The 22,199-nt window shown below is 59.8% G+C and carries 27 protein-coding genes; 12 read left to right on the top strand and 15 right to left on the bottom strand.

From position 1 onward, the window contains the following. Window positions 1-75: 75 nt before the first annotated feature. Both AC1RBR_RS04605 and AC1RBR_RS04600 read left to right on the top strand, forming a co-directional pair. Window positions 76-2,181, top strand: coding sequence for a TonB-dependent siderophore receptor (locus tag AC1RBR_RS04605; protein ID WP_492563176.1), 2,106 nt, complete (start codon window positions 76-78; stop codon window positions 2,179-2,181). 12 nt (window positions 2,182-2,193) lie between these two features. Continuing rightward, the gene (locus AC1RBR_RS04600; RefSeq protein WP_492563174.1) at window positions 2,194-2,913 is read left to right on the top strand and encodes a DUF4198 domain-containing protein; all 720 of its coding nucleotides are present in this window, start codon (window positions 2,194-2,196) and stop codon (window positions 2,911-2,913) included. A 113-nt stretch (window positions 2,914-3,026) separates the two neighbouring features. Here AC1RBR_RS04600 and hisC read toward each other — a convergent pair whose 3' ends face one another. The 10 genes from hisC to AC1RBR_RS04550 all read right to left on the bottom strand — a co-directional run bounded on the left by hisC (window position 3,027) and on the right by AC1RBR_RS04550 (window position 10,979). Further along, a complete protein-coding gene (hisC, locus tag AC1RBR_RS04595; protein ID WP_492563173.1) occupies window positions 3,027-4,079 on the bottom strand; it encodes a histidinol-phosphate transaminase in 1,053 nt (350 codons plus the stop codon). 2 nt (window positions 4,080-4,081) lie between these two features. After that, the gene (gene hisD, locus AC1RBR_RS04590; RefSeq protein ID WP_115986700.1) at window positions 4,082-5,407 is read right to left on the bottom strand and encodes a histidinol dehydrogenase; all 1,326 of its coding nucleotides are present in this window, start codon (window positions 5,405-5,407) and stop codon (window positions 4,082-4,084) included. Window positions 5,408-5,531: 124 nt separating this feature from the next. After that, entirely contained in the window at window positions 5,532-6,167 is a 636-nt protein-coding gene (gene hisG / locus AC1RBR_RS04585; RefSeq protein WP_103369136.1) for an ATP phosphoribosyltransferase, read from the bottom strand. 127 nt (window positions 6,168-6,294) lie between these two features. Beyond that, the gene (gene murA, locus AC1RBR_RS04580; protein WP_047291321.1) at window positions 6,295-7,560 is read right to left on the bottom strand and encodes a UDP-N-acetylglucosamine 1-carboxyvinyltransferase; all 1,266 of its coding nucleotides are present in this window, start codon (window positions 7,558-7,560) and stop codon (window positions 6,295-6,297) included. Between the two features lie 22 nt (window positions 7,561-7,582). Continuing rightward, on the bottom strand, window positions 7,583-7,822 hold the full coding sequence (locus AC1RBR_RS04575) for a BolA family protein (RefSeq protein ID WP_007953556.1): 240 nt from the start codon (window positions 7,820-7,822) through the stop codon (window positions 7,583-7,585). A gap of 116 nt (window positions 7,823-7,938) precedes the next feature. Next, on the bottom strand, window positions 7,939-8,244 hold the full coding sequence (locus AC1RBR_RS04570; RefSeq protein WP_095139500.1) for an STAS domain-containing protein: 306 nt from the start codon (window positions 8,242-8,244) through the stop codon (window positions 7,939-7,941). Then, window positions 8,241-8,894 carry an MlaC/ttg2D family ABC transporter substrate-binding protein gene (locus AC1RBR_RS04565; RefSeq protein ID WP_095139499.1) on the bottom strand — a complete coding sequence of 218 codons (654 nt, stop codon included), beginning with the start codon at window positions 8,892-8,894 and terminating at the stop codon, window positions 8,241-8,243. The genes AC1RBR_RS04570 and AC1RBR_RS04565 overlap by 4 nt, the downstream gene beginning before the upstream one ends. A gap of 11 nt (window positions 8,895-8,905) precedes the next feature. Then, window positions 8,906-9,373: an outer membrane lipid asymmetry maintenance protein MlaD gene (gene mlaD / locus AC1RBR_RS04560; RefSeq protein WP_007967220.1), complete on the bottom strand. Its 468-nt coding sequence runs from the start codon at window positions 9,371-9,373 to the stop codon at window positions 8,906-8,908. Continuing rightward, window positions 9,373-10,170, bottom strand: a complete 798-nt coding sequence (gene mlaE, locus AC1RBR_RS04555) for a lipid asymmetry maintenance ABC transporter permease subunit MlaE (RefSeq protein ID WP_003221704.1) — start codon at window positions 10,168-10,170, stop codon at window positions 9,373-9,375. Before mlaE ends, mlaD begins: the two co-directional genes overlap by 1 nt. Next, on the bottom strand, window positions 10,170-10,979 hold the full coding sequence (locus AC1RBR_RS04550; protein ID WP_095139498.1) for an ATP-binding cassette domain-containing protein: 810 nt from the start codon (window positions 10,977-10,979) through the stop codon (window positions 10,170-10,172). The genes mlaE and AC1RBR_RS04550 overlap by 1 nt, the downstream gene beginning before the upstream one ends. Before the next feature lie 275 nt (window positions 10,980-11,254). On the opposite strand from AC1RBR_RS04550, the gene AC1RBR_RS04545 reads away from it, so the two are divergent. The 10 genes from AC1RBR_RS04545 to AC1RBR_RS04500 all read left to right on the top strand — a co-directional run bounded on the left by AC1RBR_RS04545 (window position 11,255) and on the right by AC1RBR_RS04500 (window position 18,282). Beyond that, window positions 11,255-12,229, top strand: coding sequence for a KpsF/GutQ family sugar-phosphate isomerase (locus tag AC1RBR_RS04545; protein ID WP_492563169.1), 975 nt, complete (start codon window positions 11,255-11,257; stop codon window positions 12,227-12,229). Then, window positions 12,229-12,753, top strand: coding sequence for a KdsC family phosphatase (locus AC1RBR_RS04540; protein ID WP_007967216.1), 525 nt, complete (start codon window positions 12,229-12,231; stop codon window positions 12,751-12,753). The genes AC1RBR_RS04545 and AC1RBR_RS04540 overlap by 1 nt, the downstream gene beginning before the upstream one ends. Window positions 12,754-12,761: 8 nt before the next feature. Then, on the top strand, window positions 12,762-13,334 hold the full coding sequence (lptC, locus tag AC1RBR_RS04535) for an LPS export ABC transporter periplasmic protein LptC (protein WP_095139497.1): 573 nt from the start codon (window positions 12,762-12,764) through the stop codon (window positions 13,332-13,334). Next, a complete protein-coding gene (gene lptA, locus AC1RBR_RS04530) occupies window positions 13,321-13,866 on the top strand; it encodes a lipopolysaccharide transport periplasmic protein LptA (protein WP_095139496.1) in 546 nt (181 codons plus the stop codon). The genes lptC and lptA overlap by 14 nt, the downstream gene beginning before the upstream one ends. Then, on the top strand, window positions 13,866-14,591 hold the full coding sequence (gene lptB / locus AC1RBR_RS04525; protein ID WP_003221693.1) for an LPS export ABC transporter ATP-binding protein: 726 nt from the start codon (window positions 13,866-13,868) through the stop codon (window positions 14,589-14,591). The genes lptA and lptB overlap by 1 nt, the downstream gene beginning before the upstream one ends. Before the next feature lie 187 nt (window positions 14,592-14,778). Next, window positions 14,779-16,272 (top strand): RNA polymerase factor sigma-54, encoded by a 1,494-nt coding sequence (locus AC1RBR_RS04520; protein ID WP_027610846.1) that lies wholly within the window; start codon window positions 14,779-14,781, stop codon window positions 16,270-16,272. 73 nt (window positions 16,273-16,345) lie between these two features. Beyond that, the gene (gene hpf / locus AC1RBR_RS04515; RefSeq protein ID WP_025109458.1) at window positions 16,346-16,654 is read left to right on the top strand and encodes a ribosome hibernation-promoting factor, HPF/YfiA family; all 309 of its coding nucleotides are present in this window, start codon (window positions 16,346-16,348) and stop codon (window positions 16,652-16,654) included. Window positions 16,655-16,666: 12 nt separating this feature from the next. Further along, window positions 16,667-17,131: a PTS IIA-like nitrogen regulatory protein PtsN gene (gene ptsN, locus AC1RBR_RS04510; protein WP_481396494.1), complete on the top strand. Its 465-nt coding sequence runs from the start codon at window positions 16,667-16,669 to the stop codon at window positions 17,129-17,131. A gap of 2 nt (window positions 17,132-17,133) precedes the next feature. Then, on the top strand, window positions 17,134-17,991 hold the full coding sequence (gene rapZ / locus AC1RBR_RS04505) for an RNase adapter RapZ (protein WP_095139493.1): 858 nt from the start codon (window positions 17,134-17,136) through the stop codon (window positions 17,989-17,991). Between the two features lie 15 nt (window positions 17,992-18,006). Next, window positions 18,007-18,282: an HPr family phosphocarrier protein gene (locus AC1RBR_RS04500; protein WP_095139492.1), complete on the top strand. Its 276-nt coding sequence runs from the start codon at window positions 18,007-18,009 to the stop codon at window positions 18,280-18,282. Between the two features lie 90 nt (window positions 18,283-18,372). Here AC1RBR_RS04500 and AC1RBR_RS04495 read toward each other — a convergent pair whose 3' ends face one another. The 5 genes from AC1RBR_RS04495 to AC1RBR_RS04475 are packed head-to-tail and all read right to left on the bottom strand — an operon-like array spanning window position 18,373 to window position 22,142. Continuing rightward, a complete protein-coding gene (locus tag AC1RBR_RS04495) occupies window positions 18,373-19,266 on the bottom strand; it encodes a ZIP family metal transporter (RefSeq protein ID WP_492563168.1) in 894 nt (297 codons plus the stop codon). A 30-nt stretch (window positions 19,267-19,296) separates the two neighbouring features. Next, window positions 19,297-19,908: a superoxide dismutase gene (locus tag AC1RBR_RS04490; protein WP_367083116.1), complete on the bottom strand. Its 612-nt coding sequence runs from the start codon at window positions 19,906-19,908 to the stop codon at window positions 19,297-19,299. 1 nt (window position 19,909) lies between these two features. Then, the gene (locus tag AC1RBR_RS04485) at window positions 19,910-20,350 is read right to left on the bottom strand and encodes a DUF2753 family protein (RefSeq protein ID WP_492563167.1); all 441 of its coding nucleotides are present in this window, start codon (window positions 20,348-20,350) and stop codon (window positions 19,910-19,912) included. Window positions 20,351-20,377: 27 nt separating this feature from the next. Next, window positions 20,378-21,754 carry a class II fumarate hydratase gene (locus tag AC1RBR_RS04480; protein WP_095139489.1) on the bottom strand — a complete coding sequence of 459 codons (1,377 nt, stop codon included), beginning with the start codon at window positions 21,752-21,754 and terminating at the stop codon, window positions 20,378-20,380. Further along, window positions 21,735-22,142 carry a FagA protein gene (locus AC1RBR_RS04475; RefSeq protein WP_492563166.1) on the bottom strand — a complete coding sequence of 136 codons (408 nt, stop codon included), beginning with the start codon at window positions 22,140-22,142 and terminating at the stop codon, window positions 21,735-21,737. Before AC1RBR_RS04475 ends, AC1RBR_RS04480 begins: the two co-directional genes overlap by 20 nt. Window positions 22,143-22,199: the final 57 nt, after the last annotated feature.

The raw sequence follows: 22,199 nt of genomic DNA, 5'->3' as shown, positions 1-22,199 counted from the left end.
CCAAAGTGCGCGAATGAAAGACACTCTCAATAGGCATGTTATATTGTTTCAATATAACGATTGGAACAACATAACATGTCGTCTCGAAAAAAGGCTTCACTGCTTGGCCTGACCCTCGGCCTGCTGGGCGATCCGGTCTTCGCCGAAGATCCGCAACCCCTCGAACTCGACGCCATCAGCGTCACTTCCGATTATGAATCCCCCAGCGGGCCGGTCAGCGGCTACCGCGCGACGCGCTCCGCCAGCGCAACCAAAACCGATATCGCCATCCGCGACATTCCCCAAGCGATCAGCGTGGTGCCGGCCAGCGTGCTCAAGGATCTGGGCAGCACCAGTGTCGAACGCGCACTGGAGTTTGCCGGCGGCGTGTCGAAGCAGAACAATTTTGGCGGCCTGACGCTGTACGAATACAGCGTGCGCGGCTTCACCACCTCGGAGTTCTACAAGGACGGTTTCAGCGCCAATCGCGGCTATCCGAGCACGCCGGACGCCGCCAACGTGGAGCGCATCGAAGTCCTCAAAGGCCCGGCCGCGAGCCTGTATGGCCGAGGCGATCCGGGCGGCACGGTGAACATCGTCACCAAAAAACCGCAGCCCGAAGCGTTCACCACTCTGCAGACCAGCGCTGGCAGCTGGGATCGTTATCGCACGGCACTGGACGTCAACACGCCGCTCGACGAGCAGGGTGATGTGCTCTCACGGATCAACCTGGCGGTCGAAGACAACCACAGCTTCCGTGATCACGTCGACAGCCAGCGGGTATTCGTCGCACCTTCGATCAGTTGGCAACTGAGCCCGGACACTTCGTTGTTGGTGGAAAGCGAAATCGTCCGGCACAACTCCACGTTCGACCGAGGAATCGTCGCGCCGAACAACACATGGAGCGGCGTTTCGCGCTCGACCTTCCTCGGTGAACCGAACGACGGCAACATCGACAACCACAACAACCTGCTCCAGGCCTCCCTCGAACATCACCTTAACGACAGCTGGAAGCTGCGTCTGGCCAGCCACTACAAGGAAGGCAAACTGTGGGGCGACGCGTCTGAAAGTCGTGCGCTGAACGCCGATGGTCACACGGTCAACCGACGTTACCGTGAACGGGACACTAACTGGCACGACAGCATCAGCCAATTGGAGCTGCGCGGTCTGTTCGACCTCGGCCCATGGCAGCACGAACTGCTGATCGGCACCGAATACGAGAACTTCCGCAAGAACGAACGCGTCACAACTATCGCTGGCGGTCCCTACGCCATCGACATCTACAAGCCGATTTACGGCCAACCGAAACCCAACGGCCCACGCTCGGGTAATGACTTCTTCGAACACGTCGAAAGCCACGCACTGAACCTGCAGGATCAAATCATCTTCACCGACAAACTGCGCGGGATGATCGGCGCACGCTTCGAGCACTTTGATCAACGCATCGACGATCACACCCGCAATGCCAAAAGCCAGCAGACTCACGACGCCCTCACCCAACGCGCCGGCCTGCTCTATCAGTTGACGCCGAACACCGGCCTGTTCGCCAACGCCTCGACCTCGTTCAAACCGAATAACGGCTTAGACGCCTCCGGCAAATCCTTCGATCCCGAAGAAGGTGTCGGTTACGAAATCGGCATGAAGAACGAACTGTTCGACGAGCGCCTGAACAGCACCCTCGCTTTCTTCCACATCGACAAGGAGAACGTCCTCGCCCTCGACCCGGGCACCGACACCAGCCGCGCGATGGGCAAGGCGCGCAGTCGCGGTTTCGACTGGCAAGTGACCGGGCAAGTGACCGATGCCGTGCGGGTGATTGGTGCCTTCGCTTACATCGACGCTGAAGTGACCAAGGGCGACGCGGCAATCCCGACCGGCAGCCGCATCCTTGGTGTGGCCAAGCGCAGTGGCAGCCTGCTCGGCGTCTACGAGTTTCAGGACGGCCATTTGCGCGGCTCGGACGTCGGCGCGGCGTTCACCTACGTCGGCGATCGCTCTGGTGAAGCCGGCGGTGATTTTGAAATGCCGGCCTATCACACCGTCGATCTGCTGGCCCATTACAAGGCCAGCGACAACGTCACGGTTGGTCTGAATCTGAACAACCTCTTCGACGAAAAATACTACGAGCGCTCCTACAGCAATTACTGGGTCAACCCCGGCGAGCCGCGCAATTTCACCGTCAGCCTGACACTCAACCTGTAAAAGGACGTCACCATGCAATACGGCAAAACCCTGCTGATCATCGCCGCCCTGTTCGCCACTCAGGCCTCGGCCCACGGCCTGTGGACCGAACAACGGCGCGGCAACATCGAAGTGATCTACGGCCACGGCGCCGAAGACAATGCCTTCAAGGCGCAGAAAATCAGCGGTGCCTGGGCCTATGACGCGGGCGGAAAAATGATTCCGGTCAGCGTTGAGCGCCTGCCTGATCAAGCTCGCCTGAAACCTCTGAAAACGCCGGCGGTACTGGCAGTGGCGTTGAACAACGGTATGTGGTCGCAAACCGCTGACAAAAAATGGATCAATGAGGGGCGCAGCAAAGTGCCGGGCGCTGTCGAAGCCACCGAGACGTTCAAGTACAGCCTGGCGATTTATCAGCCGGGGGCCAAGTTGCCCAAGCTTGATCAGATCAAATTGCTGATTCTGCCGGAAGTCGATCCGCTGACGGTCGGGCCGGGGCAATCATTGCCGGTGCGGGTGTTGCTTGATGGCAAACCGGCGGCGGGGGTGAAGTTGATCGGTGACTATCGCAGTGCGCCGAATACCTTGAGCACCGAGACTGACAAGGACGGTCGTGCGCAAGTGCTGGTGCGTAATGAAGGGTTGAACGTGATTGCCGCGCAGGTGGAGGTGCCGGTGAAGGGCAGTGCTGATGTGGATAGTCGCGGGTTGTTTACCTCGCTGACGTTCCTCGGTGAGCCGCATCACGAGTAGGACATTGATATTGATGGCGCTCCATTCGCGAGCAAGCCCGCTCCCACATATGACCGTGCTCCATCTGAAGAGACGCGGTTAATTGTGGGAGCGGGCTTGCTCGCGAAGGCGGTTTAGAGGTCGCCCAGGCCGTCGATCAGCGCCTGATTCTGCTCCGGCGTACCAATCGAAATCCGCAGGAACTGGGCAATCCGCTCCTGTTTGAAGTGACGCACGATCACGCCCTGCTCGCGCAGCTTGGCCGCCAGCCCCGCAGCATCGTGTTGCGGGTGCCGGGCGAAGATAAAGTTCGCCGCCGACGGCAGCACTTCAAAGCCTTTGGCCTGCAATTGCGCGATCACCCATTCACGGCTCTCGATTACCAGACGGCAGGTCTTGTCGAAGTACTCGCGATCCTCGAACGCCGCCGCCGCGCCGACAATCGCCAGGCGATCCAGCGGATAGGAGTTGAAGCTGTTCTTGATTCGCTCCAGCGCCTCGATCAGATCCGGGTGCCCCACCGCCAGACCGACGCGCAGGCCGGCCAGCGAGCGCGACTTGGACAGGGTCTGGGTCACCAGCAGATTCGGATAACGATCCACCAGACTGATCGCGGTTTCGCCGCCGAAGTCGATATAAGCCTCGTCCACCACGACCACCGAATCCGGGCTGGCCTGGAGAATCTGCTCAACCGCCTCCAGCGCCAACAGGCAACCGGTCGGTGCGTTCGGATTGGGGAAAATGATCCCGCCATTCGGTTTGGCGTAGTCCGCGGGGTTGATCTGGAACTGCGCGTCCAGCGGCACGGCATCGAACTGAATGCCGTACAGACCGCAATACACCGGATAGAAGCTGTAGCTGATATCCGGGAACAGCAGCGGCTGCTCGTGTTGCAACAGACCGTGGAAGATGTGCGCCAGCACTTCGTCCGAACCGTTGCCGAGGAACACCTGATTGCTCTGCACGCCGTAGTAGTTGGCGACGGCATTTTTCAGCAGATCGCTGTTCGGATCCGGGTACAGACGCAGGTTGTCGTTGAGTTCGGCCTGCATCGCCGCCAGGGCTTTTGGCGACGGGCCGTAGGGGTTTTCGTTGGTGTTGAGCTTGACCAGTCTGGTCAGCTTTGGCTGTTCGCCCGGCACATACGGCACCAGATCCTTGACGAACGGGCTCCAGAATTTACTCATGTTCAGTTCCCCTGCTTGTCGTCAATGATGCGGTATTCGGCGCTGCGCGCGTGGGCGCTCAGCGATTCGCCACGGGCCAGCACCGAAGCGGTCTTGCCCAGCTCGGAAGCACCGGCCTCGGAGCAGAAGATGATCGACGAACGTTTCTGGAAGTCGTACACACCCAGCGGCGAGGAGAACCGCGCAGTGCCGGAGGTCGGTAGCACGTGGTTCGGACCGGCGCAGTAATCGCCCAGCGCTTCGGAGGTGTGGCGGCCCATGAAGATCGCGCCGGCGTGACGGATCTGCGGCAGCCAGGCTTGTGGATCGGCGACCGACAACTCAAGGTGTTCCGGGGCGATGCGGTTGGCGACTTCGATGGCTTGCGCCATGTCCTTCACGTGAATCAACGCACCACGGCCATTGATCGAGGTTTCGATGATGGTTGCGCGGTCCATGGTCGGCAGCAGTTTGTCGATGCTGGCGGCGACCTTGTCGAGGAATTCGGCATCCGGGCTGACCAGAATCGCCTGCGCGTCTTCGTCGTGCTCGGCCTGGGAGAACAGGTCCATGGCGATCCAGTCCGGATCGGTCTGGCCGTCACACACCACAAGGATTTCCGACGGGCCGGCGATCATGTCGATGCCGACCTGACCGAACACGTGGCGTTTGGCGGTGGCGACATAGATGTTGCCCGGGCCGACGACCTTGTCCACCTGCGGCACGCTTTCGGTGCCGTAAGCCAGCGCGGCAACCGCTTGCGCGCCGCCGATGGTGAACACTCGGTCAACACCGGCAATGCACGCCGCCGCCAGCACCAGCTCATTGAGCTCACCGCGCGGGGTCGGCACGACCATGACCACTTCGGCCACGCCGGCGACCTTGGCCGGAATCGCGTTCATCAGCACCGACGACGGGTACGACGCCTTGCCGCCCGGCACATACAGGCCGGCGCGATCCAATGGTGTGACCTTCTGGCCGAGCACGGTGCCGTCGGCTTCGGTGTAGCTCCAGGAGTCCTGTTTCTGTTTTTCGTGGTAGCTGCGCACCCGCGCCGCGGCTTTTTCCAGCGCTTCGCGCTGCGCCACAGTGATGCGAGTCAGGGCCAGTTCCAGGCGCTCGCGCGGCAGGATCAGGTCAGCCATCGAGGCGACTTCGAGGCCGTCGAACTTCTGGGTGAACTCGACCAGCGCCGCGTCGCCGCGCTCGCGCACCGCCTTGATGATGTCCAGCACGCGCTGATTGACCGAGTCGTCAGACACACTTTCCCAGCTCAGCAGATGATCCAGATGATGCGCGAAATCCGGGTCAGCAGCGTTGAGTCGGCGAATTGCAGTCGGTGCGGTCATAGCGAGAGCCTCATAGGAATGGCAAAAACTCAGGCGCCCGAAACTATCATTCGATCCGCTTGGGCACCTGAGAATTCTGGCTATGAGGCGGATAGACGGCGCGACCAGGGGTCGCGCAGGTACATCAGCCGCGGTGTCGCGATTCCACTGCGTTGCGCAGGGTATCGATCAACGCCTGGATTCGGGCGTGTTGCATCTTCATCGAAGCCTTGTTGACCACCAGGCGCGAGCTGATCATGGCGATCAGTTCCTGAGGTTCCAGGCCATTGGCGCGCAGGGTGTTGCCGGTGTCGACCACGTCGATGATCTTGTCGGCCAGACCGATCAGCGGCGCCAGCTCCATCGAGCCGTAGAGCTTGATGATATCGACCTGACGACCCTGTTCGGCGTAGTAACGCTTGGCGACATTGACGAACTTGGTCGCCACGCGCAGACGGCCCTTGGGTTCCGGCGCACCGATCTTGCCGGCGGTCATCAGCTTGCACTGGGCAATCTGCAGATCCAGCGGCTCGTACAGGCCCTGGCCGGTGTATTCCATCAACACGTCTTTACCGGCGACGCCAAGGTCGGCCGCGCCATGCTCGACGTAGGTCGGCACGTCGGTGGCACGCACGATCAACAGACGTACGTCATCCTGAGTGGTGGGGATGATCAGCTTGCGGCTCTTGTCCGGATTCTCGGTCGGCACGATGCCCGCTTCAGCGAGAAGCGGCAGAGTGTCGTCAAGGATGCGGCCCTTGGACAGTGCGATGGTCAACATGGGAAACGTCAGTCCTTATCAAGGTACTCATGCCCGGTCGCAATCGGCGCCGGACACACATCGAGCCGGATACCGGCTCGACTCGAAACAAATTCAGTGGACACGTCCCTGTGCCCGCATGCAGCAATCAGCCCGGAACGCGACGGATCTTGGCGCCCAGCATCTGCAGTTTTTCTTCGATGCACTCGTAACCACGGTCTATGTGGTAGATGCGGTCGATCAGGGTGTCGCCTTCAGCAACCAGTGCCGAGATCACCAGACTGGCCGAAGCACGCAGGTCGGTGGCCATCACTGGCGCGCCCTTCAGGACTTCAGTACCGGTAACGATCGCAGTGTTGCCTTCGACCTGGATCTTGGCGCCCATGCGGTGCAGTTCGTACACGTGCATGAAACGGTTTTCGAAGATCGTCTCGATCACTGCACCGGTGCCTTCGGCAATGGCGTTGAGCGAAATGAACTGCGCCTGCATGTCGGTCGGGAACGCCGGGTACGGCGCTGTGCGCACGTTGACCGCTTTCGGGCGCTTGCCGTGCATGTTCAGCTCGATCCAGTCGTCACCGCTGGTGACTTCAGCGCCGGCTTCACGGAGCTTTTCCAGAACGGCTTCGAGGATGGTCGGGTCGGTGTCCTTGACCTTCACACGGCCACCGGTGACCGCAGCGGCCACCAGGTAGGTGCCGGTCTCGATACGGTCAGGCATGACTTTGTAGAAGCACGAACCCAGACGCTCGACGCCATCGATGGTGATGGTGTCGGTACCGGCGCCGGAAACCTTGGCGCCCATGGCGTTGAGGAAGTTCGCCAGGTCAACCACTTCTGGCTCGCGCGCAGCGTTCTGCAGCACGCTGCGGCCTTTGGCCAGGGCAGCCGCCATCATGATGTTTTCGGTACCGGTCACACTGACGGTATCGAAGAAGAAACTTGCGCCGCGCAGGCCGCCTTCAGGCGCCTTGGCCTTGATGTAGCCGCCTTCGACGTCGATCACCGCGCCCATGGCTTCGAGGCCACGGATGTGCAGGTCAACCGGACGCGAACCGATGGCGCAACCGCCAGGCAGGGCGACTTCGGCTTCGCCGAAACGCGCAACCATCGGGCCCAGTACCAGGATCGAGGCACGCATGGTTTTCACCAGCTCGTACGGCGCGATCAGGGTCTTGATGGTGCGCGGGTCGATTTCGACGCTGAGTTTCTCGTCGATCACCGGCTCGATGCCCATGCGACCGAACAGCTCGATCATGGTGGTGATGTCGTGCAGGTGCGGCAGGTTGCCAACGGTCACCGGGCCATCGCACAGCAGGGTGGCAGCCAGAATCGGCAGGGCGGAGTTCTTCGCCCCGGAGATACGGATTTCGCCATCAAGACGAACGCCACCGGTAATAATCAATTTATCCATAAGAATCTCGACGCCCTAGGGCTCAGGTGCGCTCGGCCCAGGCCGCGCTGCTGAAAAATTTCATAGTGACCGCGTGGATGCTGCCATCGGCGATCCAAGGGTTCAAATGGGCATAGATGCTTTGCTGACGCTTGACCGGGCTCAACGCCGCCAGTTCATCACTAATCACGTTCAGCTGGAAGTTGCAGCCTTCGCCTTCAACTTCCACCTGCGTTCCTGGCAGCTTTCCTTCAAGGAAGCTCTTCACTTCTACGGCCTGCATGCTCAACCTCAATCGGCGCCCTGTGCGCACGGGTCGGACATCATACAAAAAAGCCCCGCGCCTGCGAACCCCGCATTGGCAGGACTCTGACGGGGGGCTTGTTTATCGATGCGGGTTCAGGGGTGCGCCAGCAACTCGGTCAGTTCACTGACCTGAGCGATTTCGCGCATGTCTTCCGGCATCGCGCGGATGCTGACGGCCTTGCCGGCCGCCTGGGCATCGCGCATGAAGCACAGCAGCAAGGACAAGCCGACGCTGCTGGACTTCTTCACTGCCGAGCAATCGATCACCAGCGATGCCGCCTGGCTGGACTTGATCAGCTTCTGGCCTTCCTTGCGCAGGTCGGGACCTGTGCGATAGTCCAGCACTCCGCTGAGCAATAGCTCGTCGACGTCACTCATACGAACTGCCGCCTCATTCATTGCGCTGGCTTCTCGGCAGCTTTCTCGGTGGTTTCCTTGGCCTTGGCCACTTCGCCAGCCCAATTATTGATGGTCTTGTCCAGGTCGTTGCCATTGCGCTGCATCGCGTCGGCGAACTGGTCACGGAACAGCTTGCCGATGTTGATGCCGTTGATGATCACGTTGCGCAGTTTCCACTCGCCGTTGATCTTCTCCAGCGTGTACTGCACAGGATAGATCGCGCCGTTGCTGCCCTTGACAGTCATGCCGACGCTGGTGCGATCGCCTGACTCATCCTTGGCCGGATCAACGGTGATGCCCTGGTTGTTGTACTCGAGCAAAGCGTTGCCGTAGAACTGGAACAGTCCACGCTTGAAGTTCTCTTGAAAGCGCTGCATCTGCTCAGGCGTGGCCTTGCGCGAATACTTCACGGTCATGATGCTTTTGGAAATGCCCTCGGCATCCACCACCGGACCAACAATGCTGTTCAGCGCGGCATAGAAATCCTGCGGATCCTGCTTGTACTTCTCTTTATTGGCCGACAGATCGGCCAGCATCCGGTTCGTGGTGTCCTGAATCAGGTCGTGTGCCGACTGCCCAGGTGCAGCATTCGCCAGCAGTGGCAGTGCCGCAAGCAACACCAACAGGCCACGTCGCAAGGTAGAGATCATTCAAAAGCTCCTCATTTGGCGTCTTTGCTAACGGTATTGAGCAGGAATTTACCGATCAGGTCTTCCAGTACCAGAGACGACTGAGTGTCGTGGATGGTTCCACCATCCTTCAGACGGGTGTCTTCGCCGCCCACACTGATACCGATGTACTTCTCGCCCAACAGACCAGCGGTCAGGATAGACGCTGTGGAGTCGGTCGGCAGGTTGTCGACCTTTTTGTCCACTTGCAGGGTTACCCGACCGGTAAAGCTGTCGCGATCCAGATCGATTGCCGTGACCTTGCCGATGGTCACACCGGCCATGGTCACTTTGGCTCTGACCGTCAAACCGGCGATATTGTCGAAGTAGGCATACAATTTATAGGTGTCGGTGGTCGAAGTCGGAGACAGCCCACTGACCCGCAGAGCCAATAGCAACAAAGCCAGGATCCCTGCCAGCAGGAACAGGCCGACACCGATTTCCAGGGTGCGGTTTTGCATCAGAAATCTCCAAACATCAAAGCGGTCAGAATAAAGTCCAGACCCAGTACCGCCAGCGAGGCGAATACCACGGTCTTGGTGGTGGCGCGACTGATGCCCTCGGAAGTGGGCTCACAGTCATAGCCTTGGAATACGGCGATCCAGGTCACGACGAAGGCGAAAACGATACTTTTGATGACGCCGTTGAGCACATCACTGGTGAAGTTCACGCTGTTCTGCATGTTCGCCCAGTAGGAGCCTTCATACACGCCAAGCCAGTCAACAGCCACCCACGAACCGCCCCAGATCCCCACCACGCTGAAAATCATCGCCAGCACCGGCAGGGAAATGAAACCGGCCCACAGACGCGGGGCAATAATGTATTTGAGCGGATCGACACCGATCATTTCCAGGCTGGAAAGCTGTTCGGTGGATTTCATGTTGCCGATTTCCGCGGTCAGCGCCGAACCGGCACGCCCGGCAAACAACAGCGCCGTCACCACCGGCCCCAGTTCACGCAGCAACGTCAGGGCCACCATCTGCCCCACGGCCTGCTCCGAACCGTAGCTCGACAGAATACTGAAGCCCTGCAGTGCCAGCACCATGCCGATGAAAATCCCGGAAACGACGATGATCACCAGCGACATCACGCCAACCGAGTGCAGTTGCTTGACCAGCAGGCCGAAACCGCCACTGATGCCACCGCGACCGAGCAAGGCGTGAAACAGGAACAGGGTCGCGCGACCAAACACCGCGACGGCGTCGATCGCCGCCTCGCCGAAGCGGCGTACGCGTTCTATTAATGAAATTCTGCGCATCAGCGCTTCCCCAGAAGATCTGCGCGGTAATCCGTCGCTGGAAAATGATACGGCACCGGGCCATCGGGGTTGCCGGTCATGAACTGGCGAATACGCGGTTCATCCGAATTCATCAATTCGTCCGGCGTGCCCTGCCCCAGCACCTGACCATCACCCACTACATAGATGTAGTCAGCGATGCTCGCGGTTTCGGCCAGATCATGGGAGACCACGATGCTGGTGATGCCCAGCGCATCGTTGAGCAGACGGATCAGGCGTACCAGCACGCCCATGGCGATCGGATCCTGACCGACGAAAGGCTCGTCATACATGAGAATCTGCGGATCGAGCGCAATCGCCCGAGCCAGGGCGACCCGCCGCTTCATGCCGCCGGACAGCTCGTCAGGCATCAGCTCGATCGCACCGCGCAGACCGACCGCCTGCAACTTGAGCAGGACGATGTCGCGGATCATTTCATCCGGCAGTTGGGTATGAACACGCAGGGGGAAAGCCACGTTCTCGAAGACATCGAGATCGGTGAACAGCGCGCCGCTCTGAAACAGCACGCCCATGTGCTTGCGCGCATCGAACAGATCACTGCGCGACAGCGTCGGCAGGTTCTGACCGTTGACCCAGACTTCCCCACTGGCAGGACGCAATTGCGCGCCCATCAAACGCAGCAGGGTGGTCTTGCCACACCCGGAAGGCCCCATGATGCCGGTAACCTTGCCACGCGGGATGCGAATATCGACGTTATTGAAAATGCTGCGCGCACCGCGCTTGAAGGAGACTCCCTTCAGCTCGACCGCGTAGGCGTTATCGGCACTCATCTAAACTCCTTGCGATGCAGCCTCTCACTCGGACGCTTGGCTTTCCGTAGAAAGCACATACCTCCCGGGCAGGCCGAACTGGCGGCGAACTATATCACTGCAAACGCCAAGCGCCCAAGGCCCCTGCCCCTCCGCGTTCGACGATATGACAGGCCTGATGGCACTTTTTCAGGGTTTTGGTGACAAGGAATGACAAAGCACGACGAACTTGCGTGAGGCTTTTCAACATAACCGCTATAATCGCCGCCTTTTCATCGGGCTATACGATTTCTGACATGAGCCAATCCAGCGACCTGATTCAATCGGCACAACGCACCATCCGCCTCGAAGTGGAAGCCGTACAAGGCTTGTTGCCCCATATCGACGCCGATTTCGTACGCGCTTGCGAGATGATTCTGGCCAGCAAGGGCCGTGTGGTCGTGGTCGGCATGGGCAAATCCGGGCACGTCGGCAACAAGATTGCCGCGACCATGGCCAGCACCGGCACCCCGGCATTTTTCGTCCATCCGGCAGAAGCCAGCCATGGCGACATGGGCATGATCACCCGCGACGACGTGATCCTCGCGCTCTCCAACTCTGGCTCGACCAACGAAATCGTCACCCTGCTGCCATTGATCAAGCGCCTTGGCATCCAGTTGATCAGCCTCACCGGCAATCCGCAGTCGCCGCTGGCCAAGGCCGCCGAAGTCAATCTCAACGTTCACGTCGAACACGAAGCCTGCCCACTGAACCTGGCACCGACTTCCTCGACCACCGCCGCACTGGTCATGGGCGATGCCCTGGCCGTGGCGCTGCTCGAAGCACGTGGTTTCACCGCCGAAGATTTTGCTTTTTCGCACCCGGGCGGCGCTCTGGGTCGACGCCTGCTGCTGAAAGTGGAAAATGTCATGCACGCCGGGCAAGAGCTGCCGCAAGTGCAGCGCGGCACCCTGCTCAAGGACGCGCTCATGGAAATGACCCGCAAGGGTCTGGGCATGACCGCGATTGTCGAAGCCGATGGCAAACTGGCCGGGATCTTCACCGACGGTGACTTGCGTCGCACGCTGGACCGCAGCATCGACATCCGCAGCGCCACCATCGACCAGGTCATGACCGCACACGGCAAGACCGCACGGCCAGAGATGCTCGCCGCTGAAGCCCTGAAAATCATGGAAGACCACCGAATCAACGCACTGGTGGTCGTGGACGAAGAAGATCGCCCGATCGGCGCCTTCAACCTCTCCGATCTGCTGCGTGCAGGAGTGATGTAATGACAACCGATCTACTGCAGCGCGGCAAAGCGATCAAACTGGCGGTGTTCGACGTCGACGGCGTCCTCACCGACGGGCGCCTGTACTTCCTCGAAGACGGCAGCGAATTCAAGACCTTCAACACCCTCGACGGCCAAGGCATCAAGATGCTGATGAATGCCGGTGTCGAGACCGCCATCATCAGTGGCCGCAAGACGCCGGTGGTTGAACGTCGGGCGAAGAACCTCGGCATTCCGCACCTGTTTCAGGGCCGCGAAGACAAATTGGTGGTTCTGGACGGTCTACTGGCGCAACTGGGCCTAAGCTATGAACAGGTCGCCTACCTCGGTGACGACTTGCCTGACCTGCCGGTGATCCGCCGCGTAGGTCTGGGCATGGCCGTTGCCAATGCTGCCGATTTCGTGCGCGAACACGCCCATGGCGTCACTCGGGCCCGTGGCGGCGAAGGTGCCGCCCGCGAATTCTGCGAATTGATCCTGCGCGCCCAGGGCCGCCTCGATGCGGCCAACGCCGCGTACCTGTGAGCCAAACCATGTTTAGCAAAAAATTTCGCAACTTCCTGCTGTTCGGCTGCATCGCCGCCATGTTTGCGGCGGTCGGCTACTGGAACATCAGTCCGGAACGCTTCCTCGACAAGCCTGTGGCCAAAGTCGAAGACACCGCTATCGACTGGTACGCCACCAACACACACACTCTGCAATACTTGCCCGACGGCAAAGTGCAGTACGAGATGACCTCCGACAAGGCCGAGCACGTCAAGGCAACGGACATCACACTCGTGACCAAACCCGACCTGAACATGTACCGCGGCACCGAATTTCCGTGGCACGTGACCAGTGAGCGTGGCGAAGTGAACCCGGACGGCACGCAGGTCGAACTGATCGATTCCGTGCGCATCAAGCGCACCGACGAAAAGAACCGCGATCTGCTGGTCACCTCCACTCGCATGACGGTGTTCCCGCAGCAACAATATGCGCAGACCGAGCAACCCGTTAGAATCGACGGCGCTGGCGGTGTATCGACTGGTGTAGGAATGAAAGCGTATTTGAAGGAAAGCAGGATACACCTGCTATCGAACGTAAGAGGACAGTATGAGGCTCGTTAAAACCCTCCCTATTTTGCTCAGTCTGGGCGCAGCACTGGGAAGCGTGAGCGCCTGGGCTCTGCCGAACGATCAGCAGCAACCTATCCGCATTCAGGCCGACGACGCCCAGCTGGACGACAAGAACGGCATCGCCACCTATAAAGGTGACGTGATCATCACTCAGGGTTCGATGAAGGTGACCGGCAATACCGTGACCATCACCCGTACCCCGACCGGTGACATCGACGTGGTGACTTCGGTCGGCAACCTTGCCTACTTCGAGCAGCTGCAAACCCAGGGCGACACCAAGCCTGTTCAGGGCTGGGGCGTGACGATTCAGTACCATGCCGCGCAAAACCGCGTCGTGCTGATCGACAAGGCCAAGGTTGTCGACAAGGACAACAACACCACTCAGGGCGAGAAAATCGTCTATGACACGGTGAAGAAGCTGGCCAGTGCCGGTCGCGCTACCGGTAGCAAAGTCACCGAAGCGCGTCCGCGTATCGACATGGTGATCCAGCCGAAGAAGAAAACCGACGAGAAAACCCAGTAATGGCAACTCTGAAAGCTCAACACCTGGCCAAGGCCTATAAAAGCCGCCAGGTTGTGCGCGACGTCAGCCTGTCGATCGACAGCGGCCAGATCGTTGGCCTGCTCGGCCCGAACGGCGCGGGCAAGACCACCTGCTTCTACATGATCGTCGGCCTGGTGCAGGCCGATCAGGGTCGCGTGCTGATCGATGATCTGGACGTCAGCCATCAGCCGATGCACGGCCGTGCCAAGGCCGGTATCGGCTATCTGCCGCAGGAAGCGTCGATTTTCCGCAAACTGTCGGTGGCCGATAACATCATGGCCATCCTCGAAACCCGCGCGGAACTCGACAAGGCCGGTCGTCGCAAGGAACTGGAAAGCCTGTTGCAGGAGTTCCACATCAGCCACATCCGCGACAACCTCGGCATGAGCCTGTCCGGTGGTGAACGCCGCCGGGTGGAAATCGCCCGCGCCCTGGCGACCGCACCGAAATTCATCCTGCTCGACGAACCGTTCGCCGGTGTCGACCCGATCTCGGTCGGCGACATCAAGCAGATCATCCACCACCTCAAGGCCAAGGGCATCGGTGTCCTGATCACCGACCACAACGTGCGTGAGACCCTGGATATCTGCGAGACCGCCTACATCGTCAACGACGGTCAACTGATCGCGGAAGGCGATGCGGCGACCATCCTCGCCAACGATCTGGTGAAGGAAGTGTACCTGGGCCACGAGTTCCGCCTCTAAGCGAATAGTGCCCGGTGAGCCGCCCGGGCGCTGTATCGATTCAAGCAGGATTTAAAACGCTTTTATTGTTACAGCGCTCTAGGCAAACACGACAGTTTCAGGCATATAATTTGCTTAAGTTTGGCGCTCCGGCGCCCTGTAGTGGATGGCGCATGCGCGCCGGCGAATAAGGTGTTAAGCCCCTGCCATGAAACCATCGCTAGTCTTGAGAATGGGCCAGCAGCTGACGATGACACCGCAGCTGCAACAGGCCATCCGCCTGCTCCAATTGTCGACCCTGGACCTGCAACAGGAAATCCAGGAGGCCCTGGAATCCAATCCGATGCTCGAACGCCAGGAAGAAGGCGACGACTTCGACAATACCGATCCTTTGGCCGACAACGCCGAACAAAAACCCAACACCGACATTCAGGAACCGTCCTATCAGGAAGCCGCCCCGACGGTGGACAACCTGGAAGATGGCGAATGGAACGAGCGCATTCCTAACGAACTGCCCGTTGATACCGCCTGGGAAGATGTCTACCAGACCAGCGCCAGCAGCCTGCCCAGCAGCGATGACGACGAGTGGGACTTCACCACCCGCACCTCCGCCGGGGAAAGCCTGCAAAGCCATCTGCTGTGGCAATTGAATCTGGCGCCGATGTCCGACACCGACCGCCTGATCGCCGTGACCCTGATCGATTGCATCAACAATCAGGGCTACCTCGACGAAACCCTCGAAGAAATTCTCGACGCCTTTGATCCGGAGCTCGACATCGAGCTGGACGAGATCGAAGCCGTTCTGCATCGCATCCAGCAGTTTGAACCCGCCGGCATCGGCGCGCGCAACCTTGGCGAATGCCTGCTGCTGCAACTGCGTCAGCTCCCGGCCAAGACCCCGTGGCTCAACGAAGCCAAACGGCTGGTCAGCGATTACATTGATCTGCTGGGGAGTCGCGACTACAGCCAGCTGATGCGGCGCATGAAGCTCAAGGAAGATGAACTGCGCCAAGTCATCGAACTGGTGCAGAGCCTCAATCCGCGCCCGGGCTCGCAGATCGAATCGACCGAAGCCGAGTACGTGGTGCCCGACGTTATTGTGCGCAAGGACAACGAGCGCTGGCTGGTTGAGCTGAACCAAGAGTCGGTGCCCCGTCTGCGGGTCAACGCGCAGTACGCCGGTTTCGTCCGTCGCGCCGACACCAGTGCCGACAACACCTTCATGCGCAATCAGCTCCAAGAGGCGCGCTGGTTCATCAAAAGCCTGCAAAGCCGCAACGAAACCCTGATGAAAGTGGCCACCCAGATTGTCGAGCATCAGCGCGGCTTCCTGGAATACGGCGATGAAGCCATGAAGCCGTTGGTCCTGCATGACATCGCCGAGGCGGTCGGCATGCACGAATCGACGATTTCCCGGGTCACCACGCAGAAATTCATGCATACCCCGCGCGGTATTTATGAACTGAAATACTTTTTCTCCAGCCACGTCAGCACCTCCGAAGGCGGCGAATGCTCGTCCACGGCGATCCGCGCGATCATCAAAAAACTGGTTGCGGCGGAAAATCAGAAAAAGCCGTTGAGTGACAGCAAGATCGCTGGTTTACTGGAGGCACAAGGCATTCAGGTGGCTCGCCGCACCGTCGCCAAGTACCGCGAATCCCTCGGGATCGCGCCTTCGAGCGAACGCAAGCGGTTGATGTAAGCCACGTTACAGCGTTCCAGTGGCAGGCTCTTCAGCCTGCCGCTTTATGCACTGGCAACGAAGGAGAAGCTGTATGCAAGTCAACATCAGTGGACACCAACTGGAAGTGACCGAACCTCTGCGCACCTACATCAACGAGAAACTCGAACGATTGGAGCGCCATTTCGACAAGATCACCAACGTGCAGGTCACGATGTGTGTCGAAAAGCTCAAGCAGAAAATCGAAGCCACCTTGCATATACCCGGCAGCGAAGTGGTCGCCAACGCAGAAGATACCGACATGTACGCTGCGATCGACTCACTGACCGACAAGCTGGATCGCCAACTCAAAAAGCATAAGGAAAAGACCCAGAGCCTCCTTCAGGGCGCAACCGGTCGTTAACACCCCCAACCCATGATCCGACTTGAAAGTATCCTGACCCCCGGCCGTTCCCTGGTGAACGTGCCGGGCGGCAGTAAAAAGAAAGCCCTCGAACAGATTGCCAACCTCATCCATAAAGAAGTGCCGGATCTGGCCATGCAGGATGTTTTCGAGAGCCTGGTAGCCCGTGAGAAACTCGGTTCCACCGGTTTCGGCAACGGTATCGCCATTCCCCACTGTCGTCTCAAAGGCTGCGTATCGCCTATCAGCGCGCTCATGCACCTTGATGCCCCCATCGATTTCGATGCCATCGACGGCGCACCGGTCGACCTGCTGTTTGTTCTGCTGGTCCCGGAAGCGGCCACCGATGCCCACCTGGAATTACTGCGCCAGATCGCCAGCATGCTCGATCGCAAGGAAGTGCGCGAAAAACTGCGCAGCGCACCGAGCAACGAAGCCTTGTATCAGGTCGTCCTGAGCGAGCAGAACGGTCATTAATCATGCGTTTGATCATCGTCAGTGGCCGTTCCGGCTCGGGTAAAAGCACCGCCCTGGATGTCCTTGAGGACAACGGCTACTACTGCATCGACAACCTGCCGGCCGGCCTGCTGCCGGAACTCGCCGAACGCGCGCTGATTCACACCGAGCTAACCCAGCCGCTGGTTGCCGTGTCGATTGATGCGCGCAATCTGCCGAGCCACCTGTCGCGTTTCCCCGAACTGCTTGAAGAAGTCCGGGCCCGGCACATCCAGTGCGATGTGTTGTATCTGGATGCCGACGATGAAACCCTGCTCAAGCGCTTTTCGGAAACCCGCCGGCGCCATCCGTTGAGCAATGCCGATCGCTCGCTGGCCGAGGCAATCAACGATGAGACCGCCCTGCTCGGCCCGATCGCCGATCTGGCCGACCTCAAGGTCAACACCACCAATCTCAATCTGTACCAGTTGCGTGACACCATCAAGCTGCGACTGCTGAACCAGCCGGAGCCGGGCACGGCGTTTCTGGTCGAGTCGTTCGGCTTCAAGCGTGGCATGCCAGTGGATGCGGATCTGGTGTTCGACGTGCGCTGCCTGCCCAATCCGTACTGGAAACCGGAACTGCGTGCACAATCGGGTCTCGACGCACCTGTCGCCGAGTACCTGGCTGCACAACCGGAGGTTGAAGAGATGTTCCAGGACATCTTCGGCTACTTGAACAAATGGCTGCCACGCTTTGCCGCGAGTAACCGCGCCTATGTCACCATTGCGATTGGCTGCACCGGCGGGCATCACCGTTCCGTTTACCTGACTGAACGTCTGGGTCAGGCCCTGCAGAAAACCCTGAAGAACGTCCAGGTTCGCCACCGCGACCTCACTTAAAGGATTCACACCGCGATGCCTGCTCGTGAAATCGAAATCATCAACAAATTGGGTCTGCATGCCCGAGCGTCGGCCAAGTTCGTCGGGGTGGCGGGCCAGTTTCCCGATTGCACCATCAGAGTAGGCCGCACCCCGGAAAACACGGTGGACGGTAAAAGTATCATGGCGATGATGATGCTGGCTGCCGGCAAAGGCACCAAAATCTATCTGAGTACCGAAGGCCATCAGGAACAGGAAGCGCTGGATGCACTGGTGGCGTTGATCAACAACTACTTCGATGAGGGTGGTTGATCGTCAAAAGACCAAAAGATCGCAGCCTCCGACAGCTCCTACACTGGAATCCAGATCCCTGTAGGAGCTGTCGAAGGCTGCGATCTTTTTTCAGCCCAATGCGGTATCCATCACCATCATCAGACAAAACCCGATCAGCAAGCCAAGACTGGCCAGCTTGTCATGACCATGGCGGCGCGATTCCGGAATGACCTCGTGAGTCACCACCAGCAACATCGCCCCCGCCGCCAGCGCCAGCCCCAATGGCAATAACAGCTCCGCCAGACTGACCAGCCAGGCACAGAGCAGTGCAAACACCGGCTCGACCAGCCCTGACGCCGCACCGATCAAGAACGCCTTGACCCGCGACATCCCCGCCCCGGCCAGCACCAGCGCAATCACCAACCCCTCCGGCACATCCTGCAAGGCGATGCCCATCGCCAGACTGTCGGCATCCGGCATGCCGCCGCCAGCCGACACACCCACCGCCATGCCTTCCGGGATGTTGTGGGCAATGATGGCGAAGACGAAGAGCCAGATGCGCGGCGGAATCACTGGGTGTTCCAAGGTGCCGACAAGCATTTCCGGTGAGGCGCCGGACAGTTTCAGATCCACCAGATACAGAGCGAACGCACCGAGCATGATGCCGAAACAGATCAGCCCGCTGGAAGCCCACGGTGTCAGGCCCAGACTTTCGGCGGCGGCAATGCCCGGCACGATCAGCGAAAAAGCAGTCGCCGCCAGCATCACGCCGGCGCCGAAACCCAGTAGCGTATCGCTGAGCCTCTGCGGCATGCGCCGGATCACCAGCACCGGCACCGCGCCGAGCGCCGTACCGAGGGCGCAGATCGCGCCACCCTGCAAGGCGCGCGACAGCTTCGGCTGCAGATCGAGCCATTCCAGCCCGTGCGCCGCCAGCAACGTCATGCCCGCCAGCAGCAACAGCGACCCGACCGCGTAACGAAACATGCGCCCACCGCCAATCGCCAGTGTTTCAGTGCCCATAGTCAGCCCTGGATCGTTTTTATAGAAGACTTAAACCAGTGCAGCCTGATAGCGAGCAGCAACTTCCGGCCAATTGATCACGTTGTAGAACGCATTGATGTATTCCGGGCGACGGTTCTGATAACGCAGGTAGTAGGCGTGTTCCCAGACGTCGAGACCCAGTATCGGCGTGTTGCCGTTCATCAACGGACTATCCTGATTGCCGCTGCTTTCCACGATCAGCTTCTTCTCGGGCGTGACGCTGAGCCAGGCCCAGCCACTGCCGAAACGGGTCAGTGCGGCTTTGGTGAAGGCTTCCTTGAAGCTGTCGAGACCGCCCAGTTGCTCCTCGATCGCCTTGGCCAGCGCGCCGTCAGGCTTGCCGCCACCGTTGGGCACCATGACTTCCCAGAACAACGAATGGTTGGCATGCCCGCCCCCCTGATTGATCACGGCCGCGCGGAGTTTTTCCGGTAACTGCTGAACGCTGGCGACCAGTTTTTCCACCGGCCATTCGGCGTACTCGGTGCCTTCGACGGCGGCATTGAGGTTGTTGATGTAGGTCTGGTGGTGCTTGGTGTAGTGAATCTCCATGGTTTGCGCATCGATGTGCGGTTCCAGGGCGTCGTAGGCGTACGGCAAGGCAGGCAAGGTAAAAGCCATTTCAGTGGACTCCATGGTGATGTGAGACTGAGGCGCGGCGTGCATTGCCGGTGTCCGGGTGCAGCAGGCGCTGGGTGCGCGGGTATTCGCCGTGTTCGCTGATGAAATTCAGCAGTTCGACGTAGGTCTTGCTGCTCTGGCGCAACGCCGCTTCACGCAGGGCCGGGCGCAGGCGCTCGTCCTGCATGGTCTGCAACAACCGCTGATGAATCGCGCAGAGATACTCGGCGCTCTCCTCCGGCTGATGCAGGCGCAAATGCAGATCCGCCAGGTTGTGGTGGGAGATGACGCAGGCCGCCACCGCTTCATCGGCATCTGCCCAGCGCTCGAATAATACTTGCGCCAGCGCCAGGGCTTGCAGGTAAGCCTCGCGGGCATCAATCAGCTCGCCGAGCATGAAGCAGCGATTGGCCCGTTCGATCGTGCGTTTCCAGTGCTCCATGGTGAACCTCCAAAGCGGTTGCGGGGTTTACACGCCGCCGGCGGTGAGTTTCTCGGGGTTGAGCAACTCTTCCAGTTGGCTGCGGGACAGATCGGTATGTTCCAGCGCGACGTCGATCACCGGGCGCCCTTGTCTGTAAGCCTGCTTGGCGATTTCGGCGGCCTTCTGATAGCCGATGATCGGGTTGAGCGCGGTGACCAGAATCGGGTTGCGCGACAGCGCTTCCTTGAGCCGCGACTCGTTGACCTTGAAGCTGGCAATCGCCTTGTCGCCGAGCAGACGACTGGCATTGGCCAGCAGTTCGATACTGCTCAGCAGGTTCTGGGCGATGATTGGCAGCATCACGTTCAGTTCGAAATTGCCCGACTGGCCGGCGATGGTGATCACCGAATCGTTGCCAATCACTTGTGCGGCGACCATGGCGGTGGCTTCCGGGATCACCGGATTAACCTTGCCCGGCATGATCGACGAACCCGGTTGCAGGGCTTCCAGCTCGATCTCGCCAAGGCCGGCGAGCGGACCAGAGTTCATCCAGCGCAGGTCGTTGGCAATTTTCATCAGCGACACGGCGGTGGCTTTGAGCTGGCCGGAGACGGCGACGGCGGTGTCCTGGGAGCCAATCAGCGCGAACAGATCCTTGCCCGGAGTGAATTGCACATTCGTCAGTTGGCTCAACTGGCGGCTGAAACGCGCAGCGAATTCCGGATGAGCATTGATCCCGGTGCCGACCGCCGTACCGCCCTGCGCCAGCGATTGCAGGCTCGGCAGCAAATCCTGCAGATGACCGATATTGGCCTTGAGCTGCTGCGCCCAGCCATTGAGCACCTGGCTCATTCGCACCGGCATTGCGTCCATCAAATGGGTGCGACCGGTTTTGACGTGGTGGTGCACCTGTTCGGCTTTGTTTTCGATGACCTGCACCAGGTGCAACAGCGCTGGCAGCAACTGTTCATGCAGGGCCAACGCCGCGCTGACGTGGATGGTGGTTGGAATGATGTCGTTGCTGCTCTGGCCGCAATTGACGTGATCGTTCGGATTGACCGGCTCGCCAAGCAGACGGCTGGCGAGGTTGGCGATCACTTCGTTGGCATTCATGTTGGAACTGGTGCCGGAACCGGTCTGGAAGATATCCACCGGAAAATGCTGCATGAAATCGCCTTCGAGCAGGCCTTGCGCGGCATCGCTGATGGCTTTGCCCTGGCCGGCGCTGAGCTGGTTGAGTTCGACGTTGGCCCGCGCGGCGGCGGCTTTGGCGAGGATCAGCGCACGGATGAATTGAGTTGGCATCGGCTTGCCGCTGATCGGGAAGTTATCCACTGCGCGCTGGGTCTGCGCGCCGTAGAGAGCGTCCACCGGCACCTGCAGTTCGCCCATGCTGTCGCGCTCAATACGAGTCTTGGTCATCGGTAAATCCTTGGACTAATTCAATGAGAGGAATCGAGGGTTGCAACTCGCAGGTCGCCAGTTGCCAGGTGTAGCGCTGCCAGCGCTGGAGCCGGCAGTTGCACAGCGACAGGCGCTCCATTTCACGCAACGGGCGCCAGGCTTGATCGAGACACAGGCTGCGCCAGTGCCACGGCAAGGCGATGTCGATGGCCGTGTCGAGCAGCAGACGGAAGGAGGTTTCAGCGATGGTCCACGGGGAAGTCGCCGTACAGCAGGCCAGATAACGGCCTTCGGCCAGGTAATGTTCGATCAGGCGTGGTTCATCGGGATCCATCGCGCAACGGATCTGGCGACTCATCCAGCGCCAGCTTTCGAGGTATGGCTGGTCGTGCAAGGCAGAACTCATGATCCGGGACTCGTTCGGAGATGAGATTCATTATTAGATGATAATGAGAACCAAAAC

The organism is Pseudomonas sp. GW823-FHT01D03 (assembly GCF_058798255.1).
Note: the sequence above shows the minus strand (reverse complement) of the source record. Positions and strands in the feature narration are given on the sequence as shown.